The organism is Geodermatophilus ruber, from assembly GCF_900114385.1.
Lineage (GTDB): Bacteria > Actinomycetota > Actinomycetes > Mycobacteriales > Geodermatophilaceae > Geodermatophilus > Geodermatophilus ruber.
The window spans coordinates 113,124-138,555 of the sequence record NZ_FOSW01000008.1 but is presented as its reverse complement, the minus strand read 5'-3'; the positions used below and the strand labels follow the sequence as shown (position 1 = coordinate 138,555).

Sequence of the window (25,432 nt, the reverse complement as noted above, 5' to 3'; positions counted from 1 at the left end):
TGCCGGGACGGGGAGCCCTGCCGTCGGCCGGCGGGCGGGTGGGGGCAGCCGCGGTCCTGCCCGGGCGCCGGGCACCCGGGCAGGACCGCGCTGCGGAGGGGGTCGCTAGTCGCCGCGCCCCTGCGCGAGGCGCTGGTTGGCGCCGACGGCGACCAGGATGATGGCGCCCTGCACCGCCATCTGCAGATAGGGCGAGATCAGCATCAGGTTCATCAGGTTGCCGGCGATGCCGAGGATCAGCACGCCCAGGACGACGTCGCGGATCTTGCCTTGCCCACCGCTGAGCGGGATCCCGCCGACGACCACCGCGGCGACGGACATCAGCATGAACTCGCTGCCGGCCGAGGGGCTGACGCTGCCCGTGCGGGTCAGGAAGAGCAGGCCGGCCGCCGCGGCGAAGACGCCCGCCGCCGCGTAGATGAACACCTTGATCCGCGGCACCGGGACGCCCGAGAGCCGGGCGGCGGTCTCGTTGCCGCCGACGGAGTAGAGCATCGCGCCCTGCTTGGTGCGGCTGAGCACCAGGTGACCGATGACGATCAGCACGAACCACAGGAGCACCGGCACCGGCAGGATCCAGACCCGCGCATCCCCGAGGTCCTTCAGCAGCTGGTCCGGCTGGGTCACCGGCGCGCCCTGCGTGAGCATGAACGTGATGCCGACGATCACCAGGTAGGTCGAGAGCGTGATGATGAACGGCGGGACCGTGGTCCGGCCGGCGATGAACCCGTTCACCACGCCGACCAGCAGGCCGACGAGCAGACCGGCGAGGATCGCCAGCGGCAGCGGCAGGTGCGGCAGGAACTGCGGGTCGGCCGAGCTGGCGTCACCGATGACCAGCGCGGCGAGGATCGCGGTCGCCCCGATGGACAGATCGAGCCCCTTGCTGATCACCGCGTACGCCTGTGCCATCGCCAGGACCCCGACGACGGCGGTCTGGTACAGCACCGTGGTCAGATTGCTCGGCCGGATGAACACACCCTTGCTGAGCACGATGGCCGCGATGATGAGCAGCACGAGCACCCACACCATCGCGCCACCGGGGATCCGCCGGCGGTTGTCCTTGCCTCCGGCCGGCTGCGCCGTGCTGCCGGTGGCCGGCTTCGTCTCGCTCTGGGACACGGTCACGAGGTCCTCCCCAGCAGGTGGTTGCGGCGCAGCAGGACGGCCGGGACGGCCACGGCCGCCAGGATCAGCAGGCCCTTGAGGACGTTCTGCAGGTACGAGTCGACGTCCGCCAGGTTCATGACGTTGGTGATCATGAGGTAGGTGAGGACGCCGATCATGGCCTTGACGAGGTTGCCGGACCCCCCGTAGAGGCTCACCCCACCGATGACGACGGCGGCGATGGTGTCCAGCTCCCAGCCCACGCCGAGTCCGGGCAGACCGCTGCTGGCGCGGGCGGCGAAGAGCACACCGGCGGCGCCGGCCAGCAGACCGGAGAGGGCGAAGGCGGTGATCTGCACCCGGGCGACCGGCACACCGGCCAGCCGGGCGCTGTCGGCGTTGCCGCCGACGGCGAAGAAGTACAACCCGGTCCGCGTGAGGCGCAGGAACGCGAAGACCAGCGCGACGAGCACCGCCCAGATGACGAACAGCAGCGGGACGAACCCGAACGAGGTGCTGTTGATCGCCATGAACGTCGAGTCGGTGATCACGATGCCGCGGTTGGAGATGGTGAAGGCCACGCCCTGGGCGATCCCCATGACGCCGAGGGTCGCGACGATCGGCGGGATCCGGCCGACGGTGACCGCGAACCCACTGAGCAGGCCCAGCACCCCGCCGGCCGCCACCGCGACCAGGATGCCGAGCAGGCCCATGCCGTCGAGGGTCGAGGCGACGACCATCGAGCTCGCCGCCGCGACGGCGCCGACCGACAGGTCGAACCCCCCGGCGACGATGACGATGTACTGACCGATCGCGAGGATCCCCAGCACCGCCGCCTGGCTCAGCAGCCCCTCGAGGTTGAACGAGGTCAGGAAGTTCGGGCTGGCGATGAAGCCGGTGAGCACCATCCCGAGGAACAGGATCTCGACCGCCCGCCCGGACAGGGCGGACAGCCAGCGCGACGGCCCGTGACCGGCCAGCGGCCGCGTGCTCGTCGCCGGCATCCCGACGGCGGCGTCGGGGCCGACGGCGGCAACCATCTTGTTGGTCATGACGCGATCGCCGCCGACGTGGGGACTGCGTGACTCATGATCACCTCTTGCGTGGCTTCTTCTCTGGACAACTCGCAGGTCAGCCGGCCTTCGGCCATGACCAGGACCCGATCGCTCATCCCGAGGACCTCGGGCAGCTCGGAGGAGGCCATGAGGATCGAGATCCCCTCGGAGGCCAGCCGGTCCATCAGGGCGTAGATCTCGCTCTTCGCGCCGACGTCGACCCCGGCGGTGGGCTCGTCGAGCAGCAGCACCGTGGTGCCACGGGCCAACCACTTCGCGAGCACGACCTTCTGCTGGTTCCCGCCACTGAGGAAGCGGACGGGTTGCGCCGCGGACGGCGTCTTGATGCGCAGCTCCTCGATGAAGCTGCGGCACACCGCCGCGACTTCCTTGGCCCGCACGACCACGCCGCGGGAGAGCTTCCCCAGCGACGGCAGGGTGAGGTTCTCCTGGACCGAGCGGGAGAGGATCAGCCCCGCACCGCGGCGGTCTTCGGGGACCAGGCCGATGCCCGCGTCGATGGCCTGCTGCGGCGTCCGCGCCCGCAGGGGGCGACCGTTCAGGGTCACCGTCCCGCTGTCGGCGGGCACGACGCCGAAGATGCAGTTGAGCAGCTCGCTGCGGCCGGCGCCGACCAGGCCGGCCAGGCCGAGCACCTCGCCCCGCTTGAGGTCGAAGCTGACGTCCTCGAAGTGGCCGTGCAGCGTCAGCCCGCGCACCGACAGGACGACGTCGTCGCCCACGACCGTGGTCTTGGTGTACTGGTCGGAGAGCTCGCGGCCGACCATCGCGCGGATGATGTCGGGCACCGAGGTGTCCTGGACGGCCCGGGTCTGAACCCACTGGCCGTCGCGCATCACGGTGACCCGGTCGCCGATGAGCATCAGCTCCTCGAGCCGGTGGGAGATGTACACGATCGCCATCCCCCGGGCCCGTAGCGACCGGACGATCTCGAACAGCGACTCGAGCTCGTGGTCGCTGAGCACCGCGCCCGGCTCGTCCATGATCAGGACCCTGCAGTTGCGGGACAGCGCCTTCGCGATCTGGACCAGCTGCGCGTTGGCGGCGGTCAGGTCGCTCACCGGCGCGTCGACGGGCAGGGTCACCCCGAGCTCGTCGAGGACCCGCTGTGCCTCGCTCCGCATGGCGGACCGGTCGAGGGCACCGGACCGACCCCGGGGCTCGTGGCCCAGGAAGACGTTCTCGGCCACGGTCAGCTGCGGCACGAGGTCGGTCTCCTGGTAGATGGCCGACACCCCGAGCCGGTGCGCCAGGGCCGGCCGGAGGCCGGTGTACTCCTGGCCGCCGATCGTGATGACGCCCTGGTCCGGCTGCTCGGCACCGGTGAGCATGCGGATGAGCGTGGACTTGCCGGCACCGTTCTCGCCGATGAGGCAGTGGACCTCACCGGCGCGCAGGTCGAAGTCGACCCCGCGCAGGGCCGCGACACCGGGATAGCTCTTGGTGATTCCGGCCATCCGGACCAGGACGTCGTCAGTCACGTCGACAGCGCTCCTTCTCTGCGTCCCAGGACATCAGCAGCAGTCGATGCCGAGCTCGGTCAGCTCGTCGATCCGCGCCTGGATCTCCTGCTTCGCCTGGTCCGAGTCGGCCTCGTAGACGGTCTTGGGCAGGAGCTGGGTGGTCTCGGTCAGCGAGCCGTCCTTCACCTGCTCCCAGGTCTGCATGGTCAGCTCGCCGAACTGCGGCGGCGTCGAGATCGTCATCCGCATCTCGCCGTCGAGGATCGCCTGGAGGCCGGTGCGCTGCGCGTCCTTGCCCCAGATCCAGCCGAGCAGCTCGTCGCGGCCGGCGGCCTTGATCGCCGCGATCGCACCGAGGGCCATCTCGTCGTTGTCGGCGATGACGCCGTCGATCTCACCGGCCCCGAAGCGCTGGAGCAGGTCCTCCATGCACTGGCGTCCCGGCTCGCGGGAGTAGTTGCCGTCGCACTGGGCGACCTCCTCGATGCCCGGGTTGTCCGCGAGCACCCCGTCGATGCCCTCCTGCTCGTCCAGGACCGGGGACGCGCCCGAGGTGCCGGTGATGTGGACGATGCGCCCGGTCGCCGAGCCGTTCCTCTCGGTCAGGCCCTTGACCACGCTCTCGGCCACCAGGCGGCCGGTCTCGACGAAGTCGATGGTCAGGAAGGCCTTGTACTGCCCCTCACCGGGCGTGCCGGGCAGCGACCGGTCCACGACGATCAGCGGCACGCCGGCCTGCTCGGCCAGGTCCGGGACCGGGGCCAGCGGCTCGAAGGTCACCGGCCGGACGACGAGGAGGTCGGGCTTGCGGGCGAGCAGGTCGCGCACGTCCTGCAGCTGCTTGGCCGGGTCACCCTCGGCGTCGGCCTGGATGAACTCGCAGCCGGCGGCCTCGACCGAGGCCTTCATGTCGCGGGAGTTCTCGACCATCCACTCGAAGCCGAGCGACTCCTGCGAGAACGCGACCGTGCAGCTGCCGTCCCCGCCGCCTCCGCTGGCCTGGGCGTCCTCGCCGCGGCCGCAGCCGACGACGGCGAGGGACATCAGGCCGGCGCCGATCGCGGCCATCGCCTTGGTCCTTGCTCGGGTCATCCATCTCTCCTGGGATTGAGGGCTCGCCGCGCAGCGGCCGAGCTGGGGGCCATCCCGCGTCGGGCTGGCGTTGAGCGCTGAACTGCAGGGGTTGGAACCCGAGAACCGGGTCGGCACGGTGCCAACGGATCGCGGAAGGTCACCCGCGCTGTGACCGGGCTCTCGCCGATCGCGTTCAGGAGCGAAACGGTCTTTCGCTCACCGGAACGGTCCGTAGCGTGCCGCCGGCTCGGGGGATGTGTCAAGAGCCACACGAGGAGGAGTTCTTCTCGTGTCGTGCGCACCGGTGGAGGGCAGCACGGAGCACCCGTCCAGGGGCGGTCCCGAGAGCGCCGGACGGCGGAGCAGGGCAGGGCTGGGAGCGGCCGCAGAGGAGCTGCGGACAGCTCTCTGCGGTCTGGCTCAGGGGTGGTGCGGCGGGACTACGTGGGACCCAGCAGCCCGCGGACGTGCGCGGATGCGCGTCCGCCGGGGGCGATGCGGCTCAGCGGAGCCCGGTCGTCAGGCCTTCTCGACCCGGGGCAGGCCGTCGGACCGCGCCGACCCGAGCGAAAGAACCGCACCCGGCTCGGCGCGGGCCGCGAGCCGCGAGAGGACCTCCCGGGGGGCACCCAGCGAGGCCGAGATCAGCTGCGCAGCCTGCACGACCGAAGGCCCGAGTCGGAGCGCCTCGTCCAGGCTGAGGTCGAAGGTGGCCGAGGAGACGCTGACACCGCCGATGACCGCTCCCCGCGCGTCGAACACCGGAGCCCCGACACAGCGCACGTTCTGCTCGTTCTCCTCGTCGTCGATGGCGAAGCCCCGGGCCCTGATCTCCTCGAGCTGCTGCTTGAGCGCCCGGGACGAGGTGATCGTGCAGGGCGTCCGCCGCGCCAACGGGCCGCGCATGTAGGGCTCGGCCTGCTCCGGCGGCATGAACGCCAGGATCGACTTGCCGATCGACGTGCAGTGCACCGGCAGCGACGTCCCGATGGTCGAGGCCATGCGGTAGGGCCGGCTGCCCTCGATCTTCGATACGTACACCGGGACGCCACCCGTCATGACCCCGAAGTGGATGGCGTCGGGGGTGATCGTCTGGAGCCAGCGCAGCCCTTCCTTGGCCTCGCTCGCGTAGTCCAGCTGGGCCAGCGCCTCTCCCGACAGCGCGAACATCTTCGAGCCCAGGCAGTAGGACCGGTCGTCCGCCTGGCGCAACAGGTCCCGGGCCACCAGGAGCCGCAGGATCCGATGGGCCGTCGGCTTGGGGATGCCGGCCTCGCTGGCCAGTTCGGCCAGCGTCAGCGGGCGATGGGCGGTAACGGCGATGGACAGGAGATCCAGTGCGCGGTCGATCGCACTGGGTGGCCCCTGGTCGTCGATCTGCGTCATTCCCCTGCCCCGTGGTCCCGATATCCCGTGAAGATGAGAAACGGTACTCGTCCATCCCGGGATCCGTGGCACGTCGGGGCTCGTCCGGGGTCGTCATCACGGTTCATCGCTGAACACGGGCGCCCACCCCGCGGACCAGCGCCTCCACCTCCGCAAGGGTGGCCATCGACGCGTCCCCCGGTGTCGTCATCGTAAGGGCGCCGTGCGCCGCGCCGTACTCAACCGCGGCCTGGATGTCGCCCCTCTCCAGCAATCCGTAGATCAGACCTGCGGCGAAGCTGTCTCCCCCGCCGACCCGGTCGAGGATGTCCAGGCCGGGCCGGGGCACCGACTCGAAGACGTCACCGTCCAGCCAGGCCAGGGCGCTCCAGTCGTTCACCGACGCGGTCCTGACGGTGCGCAGGGTGGTCGCCACGACCGTGAAGTTCGGGTACTCGGCAGAGACCGTGGCGACCATCTTCGCGAACTTCTCCGCCTCGAGAGCTCCGGGTCCGGCGTCCGAGTCGGGCACGACGAAGCCGAGCGCCGCAGTGAAATCCTCTGCGTTGCCCAGGCCGAGCATCACGTCGACGTGCGGCGCCAGCCGGCGATTCACCTCCTGGGCACGCGCCATGCCTCCGTAGCTCTGCCACAGACTGGGCCGGTAGTTCAGGTCGTAGGAGACGATCGTCCCGTGTCGCCTGGCGGCCAGCATCGCCTCTTCGATGACGTCGGGGGTGGTGTCGGACAGGCCGGCGTAGATGCCGCCGGTGTGGAACCAGCGGGCACCGAGGGTGCCGAAGATGTGGTCCCAGTCCACCTCGCCCGTGCGCATCTGGCTGGCGGCGGTGTGCCCACGGTCGGACATGCCGAGCGCGCCACGCACACCGAACCCTCGCTCGGTGAAGTTGAGCCCGTTGCGCACCGTGCGACCGCAGCCGTCGTAGGGCACCCACCGGATGTGGTCGGTCTCCACGTCGCCCTGCAGCACGAGGTCCTCGATCAGGCGACCGACCTCGTTGTCGGCGAGCGCCGTCACGACGGCGGTGCGCAGGCCGAAGCAACGCCGCAGACCACGGGCCACGTTGTACTCGCCACCCCCCTCCCACGCGCGAAAGGAACGGGCGGTGCGGATGCGCAGATCCCCGGGGTCGAGCCGCAGCATGATCTCGCCCAGGGAGACGAGGTCGTAGCGGCATTCCTCCCGGGGGCGGAAGGTGAGCTCGGACATCAGGCCTTTCCTGACTCGTCAGCGGAGGGAAGGGAAGCGACGCGGAGAGCGGCCTCGCGCGTCCGTTGCTCGACGGCGGCGAAGTCGCCGGCGGCCAGCAGCGCGGGGGCGGTGATCCACGTGCCGCCCACGGCCAGCACGGCGCGGTGCCCGAGATAGCTGTCGATGTTCTGGAGGTCGACCCCACCGGTGGGGATGAACCTGATCGAGGCGAACGGGTCGCTCAGGGCGGACAGCGCCTTCAGACCGCCTGCCGCCTCGGCGGGGAAGAATTTCACCACGTCGAGACCGGCGTCGAGCGCCATCACGATCTCGGTGGCGGTGGCCACCCCCGGGATCACCGGGACGCCGGCCTCCCGGCACACCGCGACGACCGACGGGCTGAACCCCGGCGTGACGACGAACCGGGCGCCGGCCGCGACGACCCGGTCGACCTGCTCCGGCCGCACGACCGTCCCCGCGCCCACGAGCAGGCTGGATGTCTCCGCCATCCGCGCCAGCACGCGCTCTGCATGCTTCGTGCGCATCGTCACCTCGACGCAGGGCAGGCCGCCCGCGACGAGTGCCTGCGCGAGCGGCTCGGCGTGGGCGACCTCGTGGACGACCGCCACCGGGACCACCCGGAGCTCGGCGAGGCGGTCCACCACGACGTCCGACGTGGCCGCGCGGGGGCCGCCCGCGGCGGTCGTGCCGGTGAGCACGGCCGCATCCACCGGCGTCATCGCATGTATCCGAGGCGGTGACCGGCGACCTGCATCCGGATCCGGTACACCGACGTGTTGGCCGTCAGGTAGAGCGAGCGCCAATCGGCGTCACCCCAGTTGAGGTTGGCGACCTGCTCGGGCACCTCGATGGTGCCCAGCCGGGCGCCATCGGGTGCGTAGACCCAGACGCCGCCGGGGCCGGTGACGTAGACGTTCCCGCGCTCGTCGAGCTTCATGCCGTCGACGTAGCCGTCGTCGCCGGCGGCGGTCTCGGTGATGCCCTCGGCGAAGACCCGTCCCCGGCCCAGCGGGCGCGCGCCGGTCATCTCGAAGACGCGGATGTGGGCCCGCGCCGTGTCGCCGACGTAGAGCAGGGACTCGTCCCGGGAGAGGCAGAGTCCGTTGGGCTGCGCCATGTCATCGACGAGCAGCTCGAGGTCGCCACCATCGGCGGGGACCCGGTACACGCCCTGGATGTCCTGCTCGACGTTGCGGACCACGCCGACGGACTCCATGAGCCGGCCGAAGGTCGGGTCGGTGAAGATCACGGACCCGTCCGACGCGACGATGACGTCGTTGGGGCTGTTGAGCTCCCTGCCCTGCCAGTGCGAGGCGATCGGCGTCCGCTCGCCCCCCGGGGTCCCCCGGGTGACCGTGCTGGTGGCGTGCTCGCACACGACCAGCCGGCCCGCGTTGTCGAGCGTCATGCCGTTGCCCTTGGCGTTGGGCTCGCGCAGCACGCTCTGCCCCTCGTCCGGGTGCCAGCGCATCAGCCGGTTCGCCGGGATGTCGCTGAAGAGGAGGGAGCCGTCGGGCAGCCAGACCGGGCCCTCGGTGAAGATGCAGTCCTTCGCCACGCGTACAACCGCGGCGCCCGGCTCCACGAGGTCGGCGAGACCGTCTCCTGGGTGGCTTGTCATCGTGCGTCGTTCCTTCCGGTACCGCGAGGGCCGACCGGCCTCGCGCGATCTCCTGGCACTCGGCGTCCGCCCTCCTCGTGACGGCGCGCGCACCGGGGGCGGAGCGAGAAACCGCGCTGGATCGGCGCGGCAGGGACCGCCGGCGGCTGCGCAGGGGCGCCCGCGGGCGGTCGACAAGGGGGGGCACCGGGCCCGCGCGACCGCCGGCCCGGCGGTCGCGCGGGGCCGGGATCAGGCGACGCCGGAGAGCTCGCCGCCGTCGACGAAGAAGGGAGCTCCGGTGGAGAAGGTGCACTCGTCCGACGCAAGGTAGACCACCATCGGGGCCACCTCCTCGGGCTCGCCCGGGCGGCTCATCGGGTTGCTCGCGGCGACCGCCGCGGGATCGGCCTGCGCCGCGAGGAAGTCCTGGCCGATGCCGGTCATGATCAGGCCGGGGACGAGGGCGTTGACCCTGATGCCGTCCTTGGCCAGGTCCATCGCCATCGCCCGGGTGAGCGACAGGACGGCGCCCTTGGAGGTGATGTAGGCGGCGTTGCCGGGCCATCCCTTGAACGAGGCCGGGGAGGCGGTGTTGATGATCCGGCCGCCGCCGGTGCGGCGCATCTCCGGGATCGCGAAGCGCGAGCAGAAGAAGATGCTGTCGACGTTGACCGAGAGGACCCGTCGCCAGTCCTCCACGCTCATGTCGACGACGCTGCCCTCCATGGGGTTGATGCCGGCGTTGTTGAAGAGGACGTCGAGCCGGCCGAACGCGTCGACGGTGGCCTCGACCACCTGGCGACAGTCGTCCTCCTGCGCGACGTCGCTCTTGACGAAGACCGCCTCACCGCCGTGCGCCCGGATGGTCTCGACGGTCTCCTCGCCGCCGGCGGCGTTGAAGTCCGCCACGGTGACCCGGGCGCCCTCGCGCGCGAAAGCGACCGCCGTGGCGCGACCGATGCCGGACGCTCCCCCGGTCACGATGCACGCCTTCCCGCTCAACTTCATGTCCTCAGCACTGCCTTCCACGGAGGTCTCGACCCGGTGCGCTGACCGGAGTGGGCGGCTCGCCGGCAGGGGCTCTCGGACGCAGCCCCCGCCGGCGAGCACTGGCGATCAGGAGCTCTTGCCGGCCTTGCTCACGTCGAGCGGGCGGGCGAGCTCCTCGGCGTCCACCACCAGGTTGTTGATGCCTCGGTGGTTGAAGGCCGACCGGCCGAAGAAGGCCTCGATGTCGGTCAGCGGGCCGATCGGCAGCTGGTCGAACGGGCCGTCGGTGAGGGTGATCTCCCCGGTTCCCTTCTTGGCGTCGGTCGTGTCGAAGTCGAGCTGGACGAAGACCAGCTGCTGCTTCTCGACGGCGACGCTGTCCGGCGACGGCACCTGGCGGAAGCAGATGGCGTGCGTCCGGCCGAAGAAGGGGAACTCCGAGGCCTCGATCGGCTGGAGGTTCTCGACCCGGGCGGAGATGAGCTTGGTGCCGCGCCGGCTCACCGTGTACTCGTAGCTGTCCGAGTCACCGTCGGTGGTCTTCGGCGAGATCTCCATCTCGCCGATCTTCTTCGGGTAACCCCAGACCTCGCGGCCGTGCACCAGCACGAGGTCGTCGTCGACGTAGAGCTGCACGAGGAAGTTGCCCTTGGTCTCCGGCCGGCCCGGGAGCTGGGAGACGACACCGATGCCCCACTCGTGGAACGGCCACGCCCAGGTGGTCTTCCCCTCCTTCTGGGTCTCCTTGAACCACCCCATGTAGATGATCACCTCGTCGGTGGCCTCCAGGGGAGCGGGAACGAGCTTGCGGAGCTGCTCGATGTCGCCCTTCGCGCGGAGAACGATGTAGTCGGCGTCGATCTGACCCGTCTCGTCCTCGCCCTGCGCGCAGGCGAGCCAGTCCAGCTCGAAGTTGCGGCACACCTCTGCCTGCTTCTGAACCATGTCTTTCTCCTCACTGCATCTGCGGCAGGTGCCGCTGGGGTGACTTACCTCGGCACGGAGCCGATCCGATCGAGACGCGAGGCGCGGCCCCTCCGGGGTACCGTCCACCGCTTGTTCTGCTGAACGAAACGCTGTCTCGGTGGATTGAATGCTTGCAGAGTGGTTCCGGTCACGTCAAGACGTGACCGGAAACCCCGGGAGGAAGTTGTCCCGCCCGGAGCAGGGCCCTGAGCAGGCACGACGTGGAAGCACGTCCAGCCCGGGGGCGGGCACCGCCCCCGGGCGTCAGGACCTGCGTGCACGCGGGAGCAGAACCGCTCCCCCGCTTCATGGGCTCAGTCGGCCGGCGGGAAATCCACGCCTCGGGAGGACCGCTCCCACGCCGTCCACTCGGCCAAGGTCGACCGGTGGCGATCGACGGCCAGGTCGAACGCTCCAGAGCCCATCAGCACCCGCCGCGGCGGCGAGGCGTGGTCGACGATCTCCAGGAGCAGGTCGGCGGCACGGGCCGGATCGCCCGGCTGCTGCCGGTCGAACTCCGAGGACATGGCCTCCAACCTGGCGTCCCAGGCGTCCGCGTACGCATCGAGAGTCGTCGCGACACGGCGCATCGACGTGTGCGCCCAGTCGGTGCGCATGGCTCCCGGTTCGAGCAGCGTCACGTCGATACCGAAGGGCCGGACCTCCTCGGCCAAGCTCTCGCTCATGGCCTCGAGGGCCCACTTGCTCATGCAGTAGAGCCCCACCATGGGGAAGGCGGCGACGCCGGCGATGCTCGAGACCTGCACGATGTGCCCGCTGCCCTGCGCTCTCAGATAGGGCAGAGCAGCCTGCACCACCCACATCGGGCCCAGCAGGTTCGCGTCCAGGAGCCCACGCGTCTCCGCCTCACCCGCCTCCTCGATGGCGCCGAGGACCCCGTGGCCGGCGTTGTTGACGACGACGTCCAGGCGACCGAACACCTCGTGCACCCGGTCGACGGCGAGCAGCACGTCCGCGCGGGCGGTCACGTCGAGCTGCACCGGCATGAAGGCTCCGGCGTACCGGTCCACGAGGTCCTTCAGCGGACCCACATCGCGCGCCACCCCGGCCACCAGGTCCCCCCGGCCCAGGGCAGCCTCGGTGAAGGCGCGCCCCAGACCGCGGGAGGCCCCGGTGATGAACCAGGCCTTCACCGGAACGCACCCGGGGCGATGCCCAGACGGGCCTCAATGGTGGCCAGGTCCTCGTCGCGCAGCTGCAGGTCCGCCGCGCCCACCAGGTCGCCGAGCTGCTCCGGTCGCCGGGGACCGACGATGGCGCTGGTCACGGCCGGACGGCGGAGCACCCAGGCGATCGCTACCTCCGAGACCGTGCACCCGTGCCGGCCGGCGACCTCGCGGAGCGCGTCGACGAGTCGGAGGTTCTCGGACAGCTTCGGCTCGGTGTACTGCTCGTGCCCGCGCCGCCAGTCGGAGGGGGTCAACGCAGCGACGCGTTCGCGGGTCATGCTGCCGCTGAGCAGGCCGTGCTTGAGCGGCGAGTAGGTGACTGTCCCGATGCCGACCTTCTCGGCGTAGGGCAACACCTCCTCCTCCGCGGTCCGGTCGACGAGCGAGTACTCGGGCTGGATCGCGTCGATCGGCGCGACCAGCTCGCACCGCGCCATCTGGGAGGCCGAGAAGTTCGAGACGCCGATGAAGCGGACCTTGCCCGCCGCCTTGAGGTCGGCCAGCGCGCTCCACCCCTCCTCGATGTCGTCGTCGGGGATCGGCCAGTGGATCATCAGCAGATCCAGGACGTCGGTCTCCAGCCGGGCCAGGCTGGCCTCCGCCTCCTCGCGAATCGAGGCGGCGGTGATGCGGTTCTCGAAGTCGGCGACCTCGCTCGGCACGAGCCCGCATTTGGTGAAGACCAGCGGCCGCTCCCGCAGGCCGCGCAGCGCCCGGGCGACGATGCGCTCGGCGTGCCCGAAGCCGTAGTAGGCCGCGGTGTCGATCCAGTTGATCCCCAGATCCAGCGCGCGGTGGATGGCGGCGACCGACTCCTCGTCATCCACCGGACCCAGGTTCGAGGTGCGGCGCTTGCCCGCCCCGATCGCCCAGGTGCCCATGCCGAGGACCGTCAGCTCCACGCCGGTCCGACCGAGCGGACGCGTCTGCATGCCTGTCTCCTTGAGATGTGGGGGCCGCACCGCCGGCCGGACTGAGGGATGGGTCGCGGGACGCGCAGTCGATCGCGACCCATCCCTGGCCTCGGTCACCATCCCGGCGGACTACTTGGTGAGGGCTCCGGCGTCGATGCGCAGCTCGGTGCCGGTGACGTAACGCGCCTCGTCGGAGGCGAGGAACAGCACCGCGTTGCTGACGTCGACGGACTCGATCCACGGAACCGGGATGAGGTTGATCCCGATCGACGGCGGGATGAAGTCCTCCAGCGTCGGGTCCTCGAGGTCGGGCCGGAACGCCTTGTACAGCGGCTTGTGGAAGATCAGCGGCGTGTTCACCTGGGTGGGGTGCACCGTGTTCACGCGGATGTTGTGCGGCCCCAGCTCGACGGCGAGCGTCTTCATGATGCCGACGACACCGTGCTTGGCGGCGACGTAGTGGGCCGCGTTGCCGAGCCCCTTGGTGCCGGCGGTGGAGCTGGTCAGGATGATCGACCCGCCGTTGTCGGCCTCGAGCATGTGCGGGATGGCGGCCTTCACGGTGTGCCAGACGCCCGTGAGGTTGATGTCCAGCATGTCCTGCCACTCCTGCTCGGTGAGCTCGTGCGCCCGACCGAGGCTGAGGATTCCCGCGTTTCCGACGACGATGTCGACCTTGCCGAGCTCGGCGACGCCCTGCTCGAGCGCGGCCTTCAGCGCGCCGTAGTCCCGCACGTCGGCCTGGACCGCGACGACCCGCCGATCGAGCGCCTCGATCTCCTTGACCGTCTGCGCCAGGTCCTCAGGGGTCGCCAGGTCGTACGGGGCGGTGTCGATCTGGGTGCAGAAGTCGACGGCGATGATGTCGGCGCCCTCCTGGGCCAGCCGCACCGCGTGAGACCGCCCCTGCCCGCGAGCCGCCCCGGTGATGAATGCAACCTTGCCCTCGACACGTCCCATGGAGGCATCTCCCTTGATGTGGTTCGACAGGCCGTTCCCATGCCGGGAGTGACAGAGCCCGCCGTATTGCGGTTAGGACACAATGCATGTGAGGTGGTTCCGCTGAACGGAATGGCGTCTCACTGAGTCAAAGGCTAGGGACGTGCATCACAGTCGTCAAGGCCCCACGCACAGTCGGCGAGTGCGCCGACGACATGCGGGTGCAGGCACCCCCCGGATGCCGGCCGCGAGGCCGGACACGGCGCTGCCGACGGGACCTACGTGGGCGGCGATGTGGAGGAGTGCTGCTGCGCCGGAGTCGACGTCGTCCTGGGGATCCTGTGTGCGGGGAGGCCAGCGCATGGTCGGGTGGCGGCTACCGGTCGACAGCCGGTGCCCCCCTCCTCGCCGGGGTCAGCGGCTCTGCAGGGCGTCCAGCGCCACGGCCATGGACGCCGCGACGCGGAAGTCCAGGCGGGGGTCGGGCACCGTCACGGCATAGCGGTCGCGGATGGCCTTCTGCCGCTCGCTGACCAGGACGGCCGCGCCGGTGGCGGTGTCGACGAAGTCGAAGTGGAAGACGAAGGGCACCCACACGTCGCCGACGTAGGGGATGAAGTCCCAGACCCGACGGAGAATCGCGATGAGCGGGCGGCGCTCCTGGCCGACGGCCTCGATGCCCGGCGCGGACAGGTGCCACGTCGAGCGGAGCAGGCTGGCGCCGAACTCCTTGCTGAACATGCCCAGCGCCACGCCGTTCTCGTCCAGGACGTCGTGCTGCGCCGAGACGTCGAGCACCTGGCGCGCCCGGAAGGAGAACACCCGGCGGGTCCTCGACTCGTCGGCGAAGAAGACGACCTCCTCCTTGAGCTTCATCCGCTTCTGCTCGGCGAAGGCCAGCATCTGCCCCTCGCTGCCGTCGGGGTTGGCGGCGAGGATCTCGTACCGGTTGACCATCATCGTGATCCGCTGCTTCACGAAGAACGCGGGCACGACCATGGCGGCCGGCGGCTGGCCGGAAGGAGAGGTCACGGCGGGACTCCCGGGAGTCGGAGGCTGAGTGCAGCGGTGAGAGCGGACCTCATCCTGGCGCACCCCCCGGGCGGGAGCACGGACGTGGTGAGGTGGGCTCCCGCGTCGGCGCAGGCATTGCCCGCTGCCGGCGCCAGGACTAGCGTCGCGGCACCCCAGCGGTGCAGCGCGCACGACAGCGAGTCGGGAGCAAGCATGCTCACCACCAGCAGGGTCGAGGCGAACATCCCGGCGGCCGATCTGCGGCGCGCGCGGGACTTCTACGCCGACAAGCTCGGCCTCTCCCCGACCCTCGAGGTCGATGAGGTGTACCTCGCCTACACGACCGCGGGCGGGACGTCGTTCCAGATCTACCGGACCGCCTACGCCGGGCAGGCCGGGCACACGATCGCCCAGTGGCACGTCGACGACATCGAGGCCGAGGTGCGTGACCTCAAGGCCAAGGGCGTGACCTTCGAGGTCTACGCGGACATGCCCGGCGTCCGGTGGGACGGCGAGATCGCCACCCTGGACGGCATGGGCCGGGCGGCCTGGTTCAAGGACAGCGAGGGCAACACCATGTGCATCGACCAGGCCGCGCCGCGCGGCTGACCGGGGACGGGCCGCAATGGAACCGGGACCGATCGCCGATCTCCTGCACGAGGCCGCCGAGACCCACCACCGGGTCTACCGGATCACCGACGGGGAGGACCCGGACTGGGCGTCCTGGTACGCGCAGTGGCTCGTCGAGCTGTCCGAGCTACCGCAACTGCTGGGACGCACACCGGTGCGCAGCGAGCTGACCTACCTCCTCGTCCTCCTGGACAGGGAGATCGCCGACGTGCAGCCGGCGCAGCCCTGGGAGCAGTACTACGCCCGCCGGATCAGCGAGCACTTCGCCGCCCGCTGAGCGGTCCCGGGCTCACCCGCGCGGCGTGATCACCCCGGAGCTGCCCGTGCTGTCGTCCAGCGGCACCTCGCGGGCCACGTTCAGCGCGGAGGAGGCGGCGTCGGCGGTCGAGCGCTGCGCCGGGGCCCGGAGGGGCGGCTGCGGCAGGGAGCCCGGGTCGGCCCGGCCCCACTCGGTCTCGACGTCGGTGAGCAGCGCCTCCAGGTAGGCCCGCAGCTGCACCCGGCAGGCCTGGGCGAACGCCTTCAGGTAGGCGACCTGGTCCTCGAGCTCCTGGGTGGTGGGGCGCTCGGCGGCGTCGGGCGCGGGCTGCCCGCCAGCGACCAGCTTGGCCGCGGCCTCCTGGGCCGCGGCGATGATCGCGCCCGCGTTGTCCCGCGCCCGGCGCAGCTGCTCCTCGTACTGCGCGCGGGCATCGGTGGTCATCTGCCGGCTGAAGTCCTCGGCCTCGGCGACGTAGCTGTCGGCCGTCTGCTGCGCGGTGGCCAGTATGCGCACGGCCTGCTCGCTCGGCGGCTCGACCGCGGAGGCGTCGGCCACCTGCGCCTGGAGGGCGCGCACCTGGTCGCGCAGCTCCGCCTTGTCCGCGTGGAGGTGGGCCAGCTCGTCGGCCATCCACAGCAGGAAGCGGTCGACCTCGTCCTCGCTGTAGCCCGGGCGGAGCATGGTCCCCCGCGTGAACTGGACGTTCCGGACGTCGGCCGGGGCCAGACGTCGCTCGCCCTGCACGGGGCCGTGCTCGTGGCTGGTCATTCGGTCACCTCTCCGTCGAGACTGGGCCCCAGCCGGCTGGGGGCGAACACCTCGCTGCGTATCCGTTCGGGCCGCACGCCGTCCTTGAGCAGCCGCCGGTTCGTGTCCTCGACCATGGGCTCCGGCCCGGCGACGTAGATGTCCCGGCTCGCCCACGGACCGTGCCGCAGGACGACGTCCCCCACGTCCCCGTGCTCCAGGGAGGAGAGCTCGTCGTCGGAGACGGCGAAGGTCACGGTGAGCCAGGGGAGCTCGGCCGCCAGGCGCTCCAGGTCGGCGCGGTCGTAGAGCTGTTCCTCGGTGCGCGCCCCGACGTAGAGGTCGACCCGGCGCGGCGGCCCGTACCGCGCAACCTGGTCGATCACCGCCTTGAGCGGCGCGAGCCCCGTGCCGCCGGCGACGAGCAGCAGGTCGCGGTCGGAGTCCACGTCGAAGTCGATGTGCCCCAGGGGCGGCCCCAGGCGGAGCACGTCGCCCACGCCGACCCGGCGCACGAGGGCGGTGCTGACCGGGCCGCCGGCGTAGGCGCGGGCATGGATCTCCAGCAGCCCGTCCGGGCGCGGGGCGTTGGCCGGGGAGTAGTAGCGCCACAGCTTGGGGCGGATGTCGGTCTCCAGCGAGACCGACTGCCCCGACAGGTACGGGAAGTCCGGCCGGGGACGCAGCCACAGGACCGCGGTGTCGATCGTGCGCCGCTCGTGCGCGACGACCTCGGCGTTCCACCACGGCGGCGCATCGGCGGCCTCCTCGGCCGCCTCGATCATCACCTGCGCGACCAGCTGGTAGGCCGCCGTCCAGTCCTGCGCCAGCTCCGGGGTCCACTCGTCGTCGAAGTGCTGGAGCGTGGCGAGCAGGCTGGCGCCGACGGCCGGGTAGTGCTCGGCGACGGTGCCGAACTTGCGGTGGTCGCGCCCCAGCGCCTGGAGGATCGGCACGAGCCGGTCGAGGTCGTCCACGTAGGCGACCACGTCGCCGAGCGCCTGGAACAGCCGGTCGCGCTGGTGGGCCATCGAGACGGGGAACAACCGCCGGGTCTCGGGGTGGCTGAGGAAGAGGTGGGAGTAGAAGTACAGGGGAGCCTCGTCGCCGGCCGCAGCGGCCTTGGCGAAGCTGGCCCGCATCGCGGGGATGTCCAAGCGCGCGCCTCCATCTCCCCCGTGCTGTTCGGATCTCCTGAGGCGAGGCACCCTTCCCGGAGACCGTCGCACCCGACTGTCAGCAGCGGCAACCCCATCCCGGCGGTGCGGAATGCGGCAGCAGCCACTCACCCAGCGTAGCGATGGACTCGCGCGAGGGCGACGGCGCCTCCGGTCCGATGCGGCCAGGCACCCGCCCGCGGCTGATCGCCCCTGCCCAGCGCCGGTCCGCTAGCCGCGCTCACCCGGGCGGGGGCGGCCGGTGAGCGTCGCGTGCAGCCGGTCGACCAGCCCGTCGAGCGGGGTGGGCGCGCGGTCCGGCGCCAGGGGCGCGGACGGGGTGAGGACCCACAGCAGCAGGTACACGAGGACGCCGGCCCCGCCGAGGAGCGTGAGGACGACGAAGCCGACGCGCCAGAGGACCGTGTCGATGCCGCTGTACTCGGCCAGCCCGCCGCAGACGCCCCCGGCCATCCGATCGGTGCCGCTGCGGAGCAGGGGGCGGACCGGCGGGCGCTGCTCCCCGGTGGGCTGGGCCACGGCCGGCGGGACGGGGTTCGGCGTTGAAGTCATGGGAGCAGCCTCGCGACCGGCCCGGCCGCGGACCATCGGGGAACGCCCGGATCCGTCCCGGGTTCCGGGGTCGGGGAGGTCCCCGGTCAGAGGCTGAGGAAGTGGCCCAGGGCGCCGGCCACGACGCCGACCGCCAGCAGGACGACGGCGGCCGTCCGGTCGAAGGAGTTGCCCACGAGGCGGGCCACCACGCGGTCGAGGTCCCCGTGCTGCCCCGCCGGCTCGGGGTCCTCGTCGCTCCACCGGCGCTCGGGATCCTCGTCGCGCCACCGGCGCAGGGCGGCGCCGGTCCTCCGCGCCTCCGTGACCAGCAGGGCGAGGCCGGCCAGCTGCGCCGACACCGCCACGGCGTAGCAGACGACGGCCAGCCCGACCTGCGCGGTGTCGCTCATGTCGGTGAGCGTGCCGGATGACCGGCCGGCGAGGAGCCCGTCCGGGCTCCTCGCCGGCAGCCGCCGGGGGAACTCAGCGTTCGGCCGGCTCCGCCACTGCCGCGCGCACGGTCTCGGTGATGAGCGCGGCCAGCTCCCGCGGGCGGGAGAGGAACGGGGAGTGCGCCGCGTCGATGTGCCGCACGTGCGTCGCCTTGCCGGCGGCCATCATCTCCTGCACGGCTTGGGGCAGCTCGGGGTCGAGGTCGGCCACGACGTAGGTCGAGGGGACCGTGGACCAGGCGGCAGCGCGCAGCGGGGTCGTGCACGAGCTCATCGACTGCGGGGTCAGGCGCGCGACCGCGGCCGCCGTCTCCTCCGGGTCGCAGTCGTCGTAGAACACCGACTCCGGCCGTCCCGCCGTGATGGACCGGCCGTCCTCGGAGACCTGCCACCACGACATCGGCTGACCACCGGCGGCGTCCAGCAGGCTGACGCCGACGTCGAGCATGAAGGCGCAGACGTACATCAGGTGCACCACGTCGTCCCGCCCCGCCGCGGCCTCGGTGATCGGCAGCCCCCCGTAGGAGTGGCCGACCAGCACCTTGGGGCCGGGCACCTCGTCGAGCAGCGCGGTGACGACGGCGACGTCGTCGTCCAGGGTGCCCAGGGCGTCGACGTCGGGGCCGCTGCTGGGCAGGTCTACCGTGCGCACCTGGAGGCCCTGCTCGGCCAGCAGGGGCAGCATCTTGTCCCAGCACCAGGGACCGTGCCAGGCCCCGTGGACGAGGACGACCGTGGGGGTCACGGTGGAGGTCGGGAGGGATGACGCGGACCCGGAGTGCATGGAAGCCTCTCTCGCTGGGTGGAGGAAAGCGTTTTGCCCAGCGTAGGGCGTGGCCGGGGCGCGGACGCCGTCAGGTCGGCACGCCGGGGGCCATCACTTCTGCCGGTGGAGCCGAGCACCCAAGATCACTCTCCGTTGCCGTTGTCCGCATCGATCGTTTCCTCCGTTTGTGGAACTGAGACAGCTGGAACACTTCCTGGCCGTCGTCGAGGGGGGCTCGTTCACCTCCGCCGCAGGACGCGTGTTCTTGGCGCAGTCGAGCCTCTCGGCATCGCTGCTGGCGCTCGAGCGCGAGCTCGGCACGGAGCTGTTCATCCGTGGCCGGCGCGGCGCCGAGCTCACCGATGCGGGCCGGGCCTTCCTCGAGCCGGCGCGGGCCGTGCTCGAGCACGCCGACCGGGCACGGAACGCCGTCGCGGAGATCACCGGGCTGCTCCGCGGGTCGGTCCGCGTCGCTGCCGTGGCCGCCCCCCGCAGCCTCGACATCGTCGCGACGATCCGCCGGTTCCACGCCGAGCATCCGGGCGTGGACGTGCGCGTGGTGCCGGCCGGTGCGAGGTCCATGACCGACCTGGTGATCGACGGTCAGGTCGACTTCGCGCTCGCCCCGAGGACCGAGCGCATGACTCCCGCGCTGCAGTTCGAGCCGCTGATCAGCACGCCGCTCGCCGTCTTCTGCCCCGCGGGGCACCGCCTGGCCGGAGCGCACGACGTGGACCCCCACGACCTCGTCGACGAGTCGATCATCGACCTGACCCCCGGATGGCAGTCCCGCGAGCTGTTCGACCGGCTGCTGGAGGAGCACGGCGTGCGGCGGCAGGTACGCCTCGAGGTCGACGGCTGGTGGGGTCTCCTGAGCATGGTGCAGCAGGGCATGGGCATCGCCTACGGGCCGCGTGACTGCGTCGACCACGAGATCTTCGACGGCGTCGCCGTCGCCACGCTGACCGGCGCCCCCCTCTGGGAGCTCGGCATCGTCACCCGGGACGAGACGCTCCGCGGAGCCGCCGGCCGCGCCTTCCTCGCCGCCTACCGGGAGCAGATCGCGAGCCTCGGGGCCCGGGGGTAGCCCCGCAGCCCTCGGCGTCACGGGATCGAGATCGGCCCGCGACGCGCTCGCCCTTGTTCCTCGCCGTCGTGAACGATCCGCGCACCTGAGCCCCCCGGGTCAGCGACGGACCGGGTCGAGCGAGGGGGTGCGCCGCAGCAGGAGGGCGAGCAGGCCGCTGACGAGGACCAGCGCGGAGGACAGCGCGACGACCGCCGGCCAGCCGCCCGCCGTCCAGGCCCGGCCGGCGAGGCTGCCGAAGACCGAGGCCCCCAGGTAGTAGGCGAACAGGTAGAGCGAGGCCGCCTGGCCGGCGGCGACGCCGCCGGCGTGGGCACGCGTGGGCACCCAGCCGCTGGCGACCCCGTGGACGGCGAAGAACCCAGCGGTCATCACGGCGAGGCCGAGCAGGACGAGCGGCAGCGAGCCGGGCAGCGTGAGCAGCACGCCGGCGACGGTGATCAGGCAGCCGATGGGCGCGACCCCGCGGCGGGAGAAGCGGTCGGCCAGGCGTCCGGCGACGATCGAGCTCAGCGAGCCGATCGGGTAGACGAGGAAGACCAGGCCGGCGGCGGCGAGCCCCAGGGAGAACGGCGCCGCGGTGAGGCGGAAGCCCATCGCGTTGAAGACCGCGACGAACGCGCCCATCGAGGTGGCGCCGATGGCGTAGAGGGCGAGCAGGCCGCGGTCGGCGACCGCGCGCCGCGTCATGGTCGCGAGGGAACCCAGCCGGGCCGGTGCGGGGACGAAGTTGCGCGAGGGCGGCAGCAACAGCCGGACGACGAGGGCGCAGGCGAGGACGAGGACCCCGACGGCCGCCAGCGCCCAGCGCCAGCCCGCGACGTCGGCGACGGCGCCGGTGACCAGGCGGCCGGTCATCCCGCCCAGGGCGGTGCCGCCGATGTAGAGGCCGGCGGCGCGGGCGTGGGTGTCGGCGTGCAACTCCTCGCGCAGGTAGGCGGTGGCGACCGCCGGCAGCCCGGCGAGGGTGATCCCCTCCAGCAGCCGCATGCCCAGGAGCACCTCCCAGCTGGGCGCGGCCGCGCAGGCCAGCGCCACCACCGCGGACGCCGTCAGCGAGAGGTGGATCAGCCGCGTGCGGCCGGCCACCTCCGAGAGCGGGCCGGCCACGAGCAGCGCGACGCCGAGGCCGACCGTGGTCAGCGACAGCGACAGCGTGCTCTGCGCGGCGGAGACGGAGAACGCGCGGGCGAGCTCCGGGAGCAGCGCCTGGGTGCTGTACAGCACCGCGAAGGTCGCCACCCCCGCGGCGAACAGCGCTCCCGTGATCCGGCGGTAACCGGGCTCACCGACCCGGTGGCCCGCGTGGTCCGCCGACCCGGCCGGTGGCGACGGAGCGCCTGCGGCGTCGCGCGTCGAAGTCACCAGATCACTGTGCGCCGGTCGAACGCCGTGCGCCGCATGCCCTCTCGCCGTCGGGTTGGGGCTGCCCGGTGTCGGCGGGGTACACGGAGCCCATGTCCTACACGGCGTACACGCGCGATGGCACCTACTGGACGTTGCGCAAGCAGCAGGAGTGGCACCTGGTCTGCCGACTGCACTCCGGCACCGGCGAGGTGGTCGAGAGGTACGGGTGGTACCGGCGGGCAGGAGCCGCAGGCACGGCGGTCGGCGCCCTGGCCTACCGCGCGGCTCTGACCGAGGCCAGGGACAGCACTCGCAACGACGCCGTCCGCGGCGACCTGCAGCGTCGCCTCGACGAGATGCGCCCCGACGCCGTACCTGAGCCGGACCACCCCGCGAACGACCCTCCGGCCGAGGCGCACGGCGACGACCCGGACCAGGCCGAGTAGCCACCGCCTTGCGGGCGGCGCGATGACCGGTGGATGCTCCCCGCCATCTGCTGGACGGGCCCGTTCAGGAAGGATCCCGACGATGCCGTTCTTCATCGGCTCCCGGGGACGCATCCACCACGACGCCTGGCTGCCGGACGGCGACGTCCGCGGCATCGTCGTCTTCTGCCACGGAGGGTTCGGCGAGCACCTCGGGCTCTACGACGCGCTGGCCCGGCGGCTGACCGCCGACGGGATGGCCGTGCACGCCCTGGACGCCATCGGCCACGGCCGTAGCGACGGCGAGCGTGACCTGTTCCTGTCCTGGGACGAGTACGTCGACGACGCGCGCACGCTGGCCGACCTCGCCCGCGCCGAGCACCCGGACCGGCCGCTGGTGCTGATGGGGCACAGCGGTGGAGGGCTGGCCGCCCTGCTGCTGGCCCAGCGCTCGCCCCGGCTGGCGCAGGCATTGGTCGTCTCCGCGCCGCCGGCGAGTCCGCTGCCGTGGGTGGCGGCGGAGCTCGAGGCCGGCGCCGAGGAGATCGAGTCGCCCGACCCCCGGCAGATGTTCAGCACGCACCCCGATTACGTGGACGCGCTGCTGCACGATCCGCTGGTCTACCGCGGGCCTGCCCCGCGGCCGACCATGGAGGCGGTGATGCGCACCTGGCCGGAGGTGGCGGCCGCGGTGGCCGAGGGCCGGCCGTCGATCCCGACGCTGTTCGTGCACGGCGAGGACGACCCGATGGTCCCGGTCGTGGACTCGCGGGCGCTCGTCGCGCAGCTGCCGCGGGCGACGCTGCGCACCTTCCCCGGCGACCTGCACGACGTCCTCAACGAGCACGACCGCGAGGCCGTGCACGAGGTCGTGGCCGAGTTCGTCCGGACGCAGGTGGGCCTGGCCGTCGCCGGGACCTGACGCTGCCGGTGCAGCCACGCCGACTCCTCGTCGACGCGCGGATCTACGGCAACTCCGTCGAGTCGCTGCTCTCCGCCTGACGGGACGTGCCCGAGGACGTGCGGACGCTGGCCGTCGTCGGCCACAACCCGTCGGTCGGGGAACTGGCAGGCGTTCTCGACGACGGTCAGGGCAGCCCGACGGCCCGGCGCGACGTCGAGGCCGGGCTGCGGAGCCGGACGCAGGACGTAGGACGTAGGACGTGTGGTGGGGCCGCGGTGTCGGCCGGACACTGAAGGCATGGCCGGGGCCGGCGACGAGTCCGCTGAGCGAGGGCGCGGCGCTGTCCGCGACGACCCGGTGACCGCCGTCTTCAGCTGGCGGGCCGCGCCGGGACGCGAGGAGGAGTTCGCCGACTGGGCGCAGGAGGCGCACGCGGCGACGGCCCGGTTCCGCGGGCATCTGGGCGCCACCGTCATCCACGAGGACGGCAGCCGCGACTTCCACCTGATCCACCAGTTCGCCCACCAGAGCGACCTCCAACGCTGGCTGGACTCCGAGGAACGGGCGCGGTGGGTCGAGCGGGGCGCCGCGCTGGCGGATGCCCGCACGGCGGTGCAGCAACGGACCGGGCTGGAGACCTGGTTCCACGTCCCCTCCCATCCGACGGCGATGATGCGGCCCCCACCGCGGTGGAAGATGTGGCTGGTCTCGCTGCTGGCCATCTACCCGCTGGTACTGGCCTTCCAGACCTTCGTCGTGCCCCGCACGGAGTCCCTGCCGCTCCCGGTGCGTTCGGCGCTGTTCCCGCTGGTGCTGCTGACGCTGATGACGTACGTCGTGATGCCGGTCGTCACCCGGGGTCTACGCCGCTGGCTCTGATCGCGCGGTTCCGGTCCGGTGGGAGTTCGCCGGCCGTAGCGCTTCGTGTGTGCCGCGCCCAGCGGCCCCGCCGTTCCGCGGCGAACCCGGCGTCTCCGCGGTCCGAAGGGATTGTCACCCCGCCCGGCGCCGCCCTAGCTTGCGCGGGTTGAGGCTTCGACGCCCCGGCCGTCCGGCCGCGGCGGGGAGGAGCTCCGCCTGTGACCTCGATCTTCATCTTCATCTCCGGGGCGACGCTGCTGATCGTCAGCGCCGAGAAGCTGATCACCCACCTCGTCGGGGCGGCCAGCGGTCTGCGGCTCCCGCTGTTCCTGCTCGCCATCGTGTTCACCGGGGTGGAGTTCGACGACATCACGCTGGGCGTCGCGCTGAACCTCGAGGGGTTCAGCGGGGTCGCGCTCGGCATCGTGTTCGGGACGGCACTGTCGTTCACCGGGGTGGTGCTGGCGCTCGCCGCGATCCTCACGCCGAGCCGGGTCGACATCCCGCGGGATTACGTCGTCCTGTTCGCCGCCGCCCCGCTGGTGACGGTGCCGTTCACGCTCACCGCGCCGCTCACCCGCACCGACGGCCTGATCCTCCTGGGCCTGTTCGTCCTGTTCATCGCCTATGTCGCGGCGCGGGAGCTGCGCCGGAGCGTGCCGGTGTTCCGGGACGTGGAGATCTACGAGGCCGCCACCGTCGGTGGGCCGGAGACGTACGTGGGGCGGGTCGAACCGGCCGGCGGCGGAGCACGGGACGCGGCCGAGCGGGAGCGGCAGGCCCTCGACGACATGCCGATCGCCCAGGCGCGCGAGCTGCCCGGCTGGGCCAACCTCGGGCTGGCGGTGCTCGCGCTCGCCGGGCTCATCATCGGCGCGGCGACCACCAGCACCGGGACCGCGGGGATCCTTTCGACCTACGGGCTGGAGGGCACGGTGTTCGGGGCCACCATCGCCACCGCCGTGCTGACCATCGAGGACATCTTCCTGACGGTGGAGTCCTTCCGCCGGGGCGTGCCGGAGATGGGAGTCGGAAACGTCATCGGCAGCGTCGTCTTCTCGGTCACCGGGAAGCTGGGCATCACCCTGCTGGCGGGGGGCATCGTCGTCGGCGCGGACGTGCTCACCTGGCACCTGCCGGCGCTGATCGGCCTCACCGGCCTCGCCGCGTACTTCCTGTCCACCGGCCGGCTGAAGCGATGGCACGGCTGCACCCTGCTGGCGCTCTACGCCGCCTACTGGGTGGTCAGCCTCGTCGCGTTCGGCGGAGCTCCCGTCGAACTGGACTGATGAGGCCCCCGGGGC

General features: G+C 71.8%; 27 protein-coding genes. 7 read left to right on the top strand and 20 right to left on the bottom strand.

The genetic code is table 11. The features are described from left to right. Positions 1 to 105 precede the first annotated feature (105 nt). The 14 genes from BMZ50_RS14295 to BMZ50_RS14230 all read right to left on the bottom strand — a co-directional run bounded on the left by BMZ50_RS14295 (position 106) and on the right by BMZ50_RS14230 (position 14,953). The gene (locus tag BMZ50_RS14295) at positions 106 to 1,128 is read right to left on the bottom strand and encodes an ABC transporter permease (RefSeq protein ID WP_091325738.1); all 1,023 of its coding nucleotides are present in this window, start codon (positions 1,126 to 1,128) and stop codon (positions 106 to 108) included. Then, on the bottom strand, positions 1,125 to 2,159 hold the full coding sequence (locus BMZ50_RS14290) for an ABC transporter permease (RefSeq protein WP_091325735.1): 1,035 nt from the start codon (positions 2,157 to 2,159) through the stop codon (positions 1,125 to 1,127). The genes BMZ50_RS14295 and BMZ50_RS14290 overlap by 4 nt, the downstream gene beginning before the upstream one ends. Further along, positions 2,156 to 3,664 carry a sugar ABC transporter ATP-binding protein gene (locus BMZ50_RS14285; RefSeq protein WP_218146252.1) on the bottom strand — a complete coding sequence of 503 codons (1,509 nt, stop codon included), beginning with the start codon at positions 3,662 to 3,664 and terminating at the stop codon, positions 2,156 to 2,158. Before BMZ50_RS14285 ends, BMZ50_RS14290 begins: the two co-directional genes overlap by 4 nt. A gap of 33 nt (positions 3,665 to 3,697) precedes the next feature. After that, a complete protein-coding gene (locus BMZ50_RS14280; protein WP_091325733.1) occupies positions 3,698 to 4,738 on the bottom strand; it encodes a substrate-binding domain-containing protein in 1,041 nt (346 codons plus the stop codon). Between the two features lie 501 nt (positions 4,739 to 5,239). Beyond that, positions 5,240 to 6,106 carry an IclR family transcriptional regulator gene (locus tag BMZ50_RS14275; protein WP_091325731.1) on the bottom strand — a complete coding sequence of 289 codons (867 nt, stop codon included), beginning with the start codon at positions 6,104 to 6,106 and terminating at the stop codon, positions 5,240 to 5,242. 103 nt (positions 6,107 to 6,209) lie between these two features. Beyond that, positions 6,210 to 7,316 (bottom strand): sugar kinase, encoded by a 1,107-nt coding sequence (locus BMZ50_RS14270; protein WP_091325728.1) that lies wholly within the window; start codon positions 7,314 to 7,316, stop codon positions 6,210 to 6,212. Next, a complete protein-coding gene (locus tag BMZ50_RS14265; protein WP_091325726.1) occupies positions 7,316 to 8,038 on the bottom strand; it encodes a bifunctional 4-hydroxy-2-oxoglutarate aldolase/2-dehydro-3-deoxy-phosphogluconate aldolase in 723 nt (240 codons plus the stop codon). Before BMZ50_RS14265 ends, BMZ50_RS14270 begins: the two co-directional genes overlap by 1 nt. Beyond that, complete coding sequence (locus BMZ50_RS14260) at positions 8,035 to 8,940, bottom strand: SMP-30/gluconolactonase/LRE family protein (protein WP_091325724.1); 906 nt, start codon at positions 8,938 to 8,940, stop codon at positions 8,035 to 8,037. Before BMZ50_RS14260 ends, BMZ50_RS14265 begins: the two co-directional genes overlap by 4 nt. A 231-nt stretch (positions 8,941 to 9,171) precedes the next feature. Next, a complete protein-coding gene (locus tag BMZ50_RS14255) occupies positions 9,172 to 9,930 on the bottom strand; it encodes an SDR family NAD(P)-dependent oxidoreductase (RefSeq protein WP_091325721.1) in 759 nt (252 codons plus the stop codon). Positions 9,931 to 10,038: 108 nt separating this feature from the next. Then, positions 10,039 to 10,857 carry an acetoacetate decarboxylase family protein gene (locus tag BMZ50_RS14250; protein WP_091325719.1) on the bottom strand — a complete coding sequence of 273 codons (819 nt, stop codon included), beginning with the start codon at positions 10,855 to 10,857 and terminating at the stop codon, positions 10,039 to 10,041. 335 nt (positions 10,858 to 11,192) lie between these two features. Continuing rightward, positions 11,193 to 12,032 (bottom strand): SDR family NAD(P)-dependent oxidoreductase, encoded by an 840-nt coding sequence (locus BMZ50_RS14245; protein WP_091325717.1) that lies wholly within the window; start codon positions 12,030 to 12,032, stop codon positions 11,193 to 11,195. After that, positions 12,029 to 13,000, bottom strand: coding sequence for an aldo/keto reductase (locus BMZ50_RS14240; protein WP_091325715.1), 972 nt, complete (start codon positions 12,998 to 13,000; stop codon positions 12,029 to 12,031). Before BMZ50_RS14240 ends, BMZ50_RS14245 begins: the two co-directional genes overlap by 4 nt. Before the next feature lie 111 nt (positions 13,001 to 13,111). Beyond that, positions 13,112 to 13,942 carry a mycofactocin-coupled SDR family oxidoreductase gene (locus BMZ50_RS14235; RefSeq protein ID WP_091325713.1) on the bottom strand — a complete coding sequence of 277 codons (831 nt, stop codon included), beginning with the start codon at positions 13,940 to 13,942 and terminating at the stop codon, positions 13,112 to 13,114. Positions 13,943 to 14,335: 393 nt separating this feature from the next. Beyond that, positions 14,336 to 14,953 carry an LURP-one-related family protein gene (locus BMZ50_RS14230; protein WP_245753651.1) on the bottom strand — a complete coding sequence of 206 codons (618 nt, stop codon included), beginning with the start codon at positions 14,951 to 14,953 and terminating at the stop codon, positions 14,336 to 14,338. A 195-nt stretch (positions 14,954 to 15,148) separates the two neighbouring features. On the opposite strand from BMZ50_RS14230, the gene BMZ50_RS14225 reads away from it, so the two are divergent. Together BMZ50_RS14225 and BMZ50_RS14220 are read left to right on the top strand one after the other, a co-directional pair. Next, entirely contained in the window at positions 15,149 to 15,544 is a 396-nt protein-coding gene (locus tag BMZ50_RS14225; protein ID WP_091325708.1) for a VOC family protein, read from the top strand. A gap of 16 nt (positions 15,545 to 15,560) precedes the next feature. Then, entirely contained in the window at positions 15,561 to 15,842 is a 282-nt protein-coding gene (locus BMZ50_RS14220) for a hypothetical protein (protein WP_091325707.1), read from the top strand. 12 nt (positions 15,843 to 15,854) lie between these two features. On the opposite strand, the gene BMZ50_RS14215 is transcribed toward BMZ50_RS14220, so the two are convergent. The 5 genes from BMZ50_RS14215 to BMZ50_RS14195 form a co-directional block, all read right to left on the bottom strand. Further along, entirely contained in the window at positions 15,855 to 16,595 is a 741-nt protein-coding gene (locus BMZ50_RS14215; RefSeq protein ID WP_091325705.1) for a DivIVA domain-containing protein, read from the bottom strand. Next, complete coding sequence (locus BMZ50_RS14210; protein WP_091325703.1) at positions 16,592 to 17,731, bottom strand: globin domain-containing protein; 1,140 nt, start codon at positions 17,729 to 17,731, stop codon at positions 16,592 to 16,594. The genes BMZ50_RS14215 and BMZ50_RS14210 overlap by 4 nt, the downstream gene beginning before the upstream one ends. Before the next feature lie 231 nt (positions 17,732 to 17,962). Then, positions 17,963 to 18,304, bottom strand: a complete 342-nt coding sequence (locus BMZ50_RS14205; RefSeq protein ID WP_091325701.1) for a PspC domain-containing protein — start codon at positions 18,302 to 18,304, stop codon at positions 17,963 to 17,965. A gap of 86 nt (positions 18,305 to 18,390) precedes the next feature. Next, the gene (locus BMZ50_RS14200; protein WP_091325699.1) at positions 18,391 to 18,696 is read right to left on the bottom strand and encodes a hypothetical protein; all 306 of its coding nucleotides are present in this window, start codon (positions 18,694 to 18,696) and stop codon (positions 18,391 to 18,393) included. Between the two features lie 73 nt (positions 18,697 to 18,769). Further along, positions 18,770 to 19,483 carry an alpha/beta fold hydrolase gene (locus BMZ50_RS14195; RefSeq protein ID WP_218146251.1) on the bottom strand — a complete coding sequence of 238 codons (714 nt, stop codon included), beginning with the start codon at positions 19,481 to 19,483 and terminating at the stop codon, positions 18,770 to 18,772. Between the two features lie 208 nt (positions 19,484 to 19,691). On the opposite strand from BMZ50_RS14195, the gene BMZ50_RS14190 reads away from it, so the two are divergent. Next, positions 19,692 to 20,591 (top strand): LysR family transcriptional regulator, encoded by a 900-nt coding sequence (locus tag BMZ50_RS14190; RefSeq protein WP_177212786.1) that lies wholly within the window; start codon positions 19,692 to 19,694, stop codon positions 20,589 to 20,591. Positions 20,592 to 20,690: 99 nt separating this feature from the next. On the opposite strand, the gene BMZ50_RS14185 is transcribed toward BMZ50_RS14190, so the two are convergent. Next, positions 20,691 to 21,956, bottom strand: a complete 1,266-nt coding sequence (locus tag BMZ50_RS14185) for an MFS transporter (protein ID WP_091325693.1) — start codon at positions 21,954 to 21,956, stop codon at positions 20,691 to 20,693. 92 nt (positions 21,957 to 22,048) lie between these two features. Between BMZ50_RS14185 and BMZ50_RS14180 the strand changes: the two genes are divergently transcribed. The 4 genes from BMZ50_RS14180 to BMZ50_RS14165 all read left to right on the top strand — a co-directional run bounded on the left by BMZ50_RS14180 (position 22,049) and on the right by BMZ50_RS14165 (position 25,417). Continuing rightward, a complete protein-coding gene (locus BMZ50_RS14180) occupies positions 22,049 to 22,384 on the top strand; it encodes a hypothetical protein (RefSeq protein ID WP_091325691.1) in 336 nt (111 codons plus the stop codon). Positions 22,385 to 22,466: 82 nt separating this feature from the next. After that, positions 22,467 to 23,285 carry an alpha/beta fold hydrolase gene (locus BMZ50_RS14175; protein ID WP_177212785.1) on the top strand — a complete coding sequence of 273 codons (819 nt, stop codon included), beginning with the start codon at positions 22,467 to 22,469 and terminating at the stop codon, positions 23,283 to 23,285. Between the two features lie 279 nt (positions 23,286 to 23,564). Then, positions 23,565 to 24,146: an antibiotic biosynthesis monooxygenase gene (locus BMZ50_RS14170; RefSeq protein WP_091325687.1), complete on the top strand. Its 582-nt coding sequence runs from the start codon at positions 23,565 to 23,567 to the stop codon at positions 24,144 to 24,146. A 200-nt stretch (positions 24,147 to 24,346) separates the two neighbouring features. Further along, entirely contained in the window at positions 24,347 to 25,417 is a 1,071-nt protein-coding gene (locus BMZ50_RS14165; protein WP_091325685.1) for a sodium:calcium antiporter, read from the top strand. Positions 25,418 to 25,432: the final 15 nt, after the last annotated feature.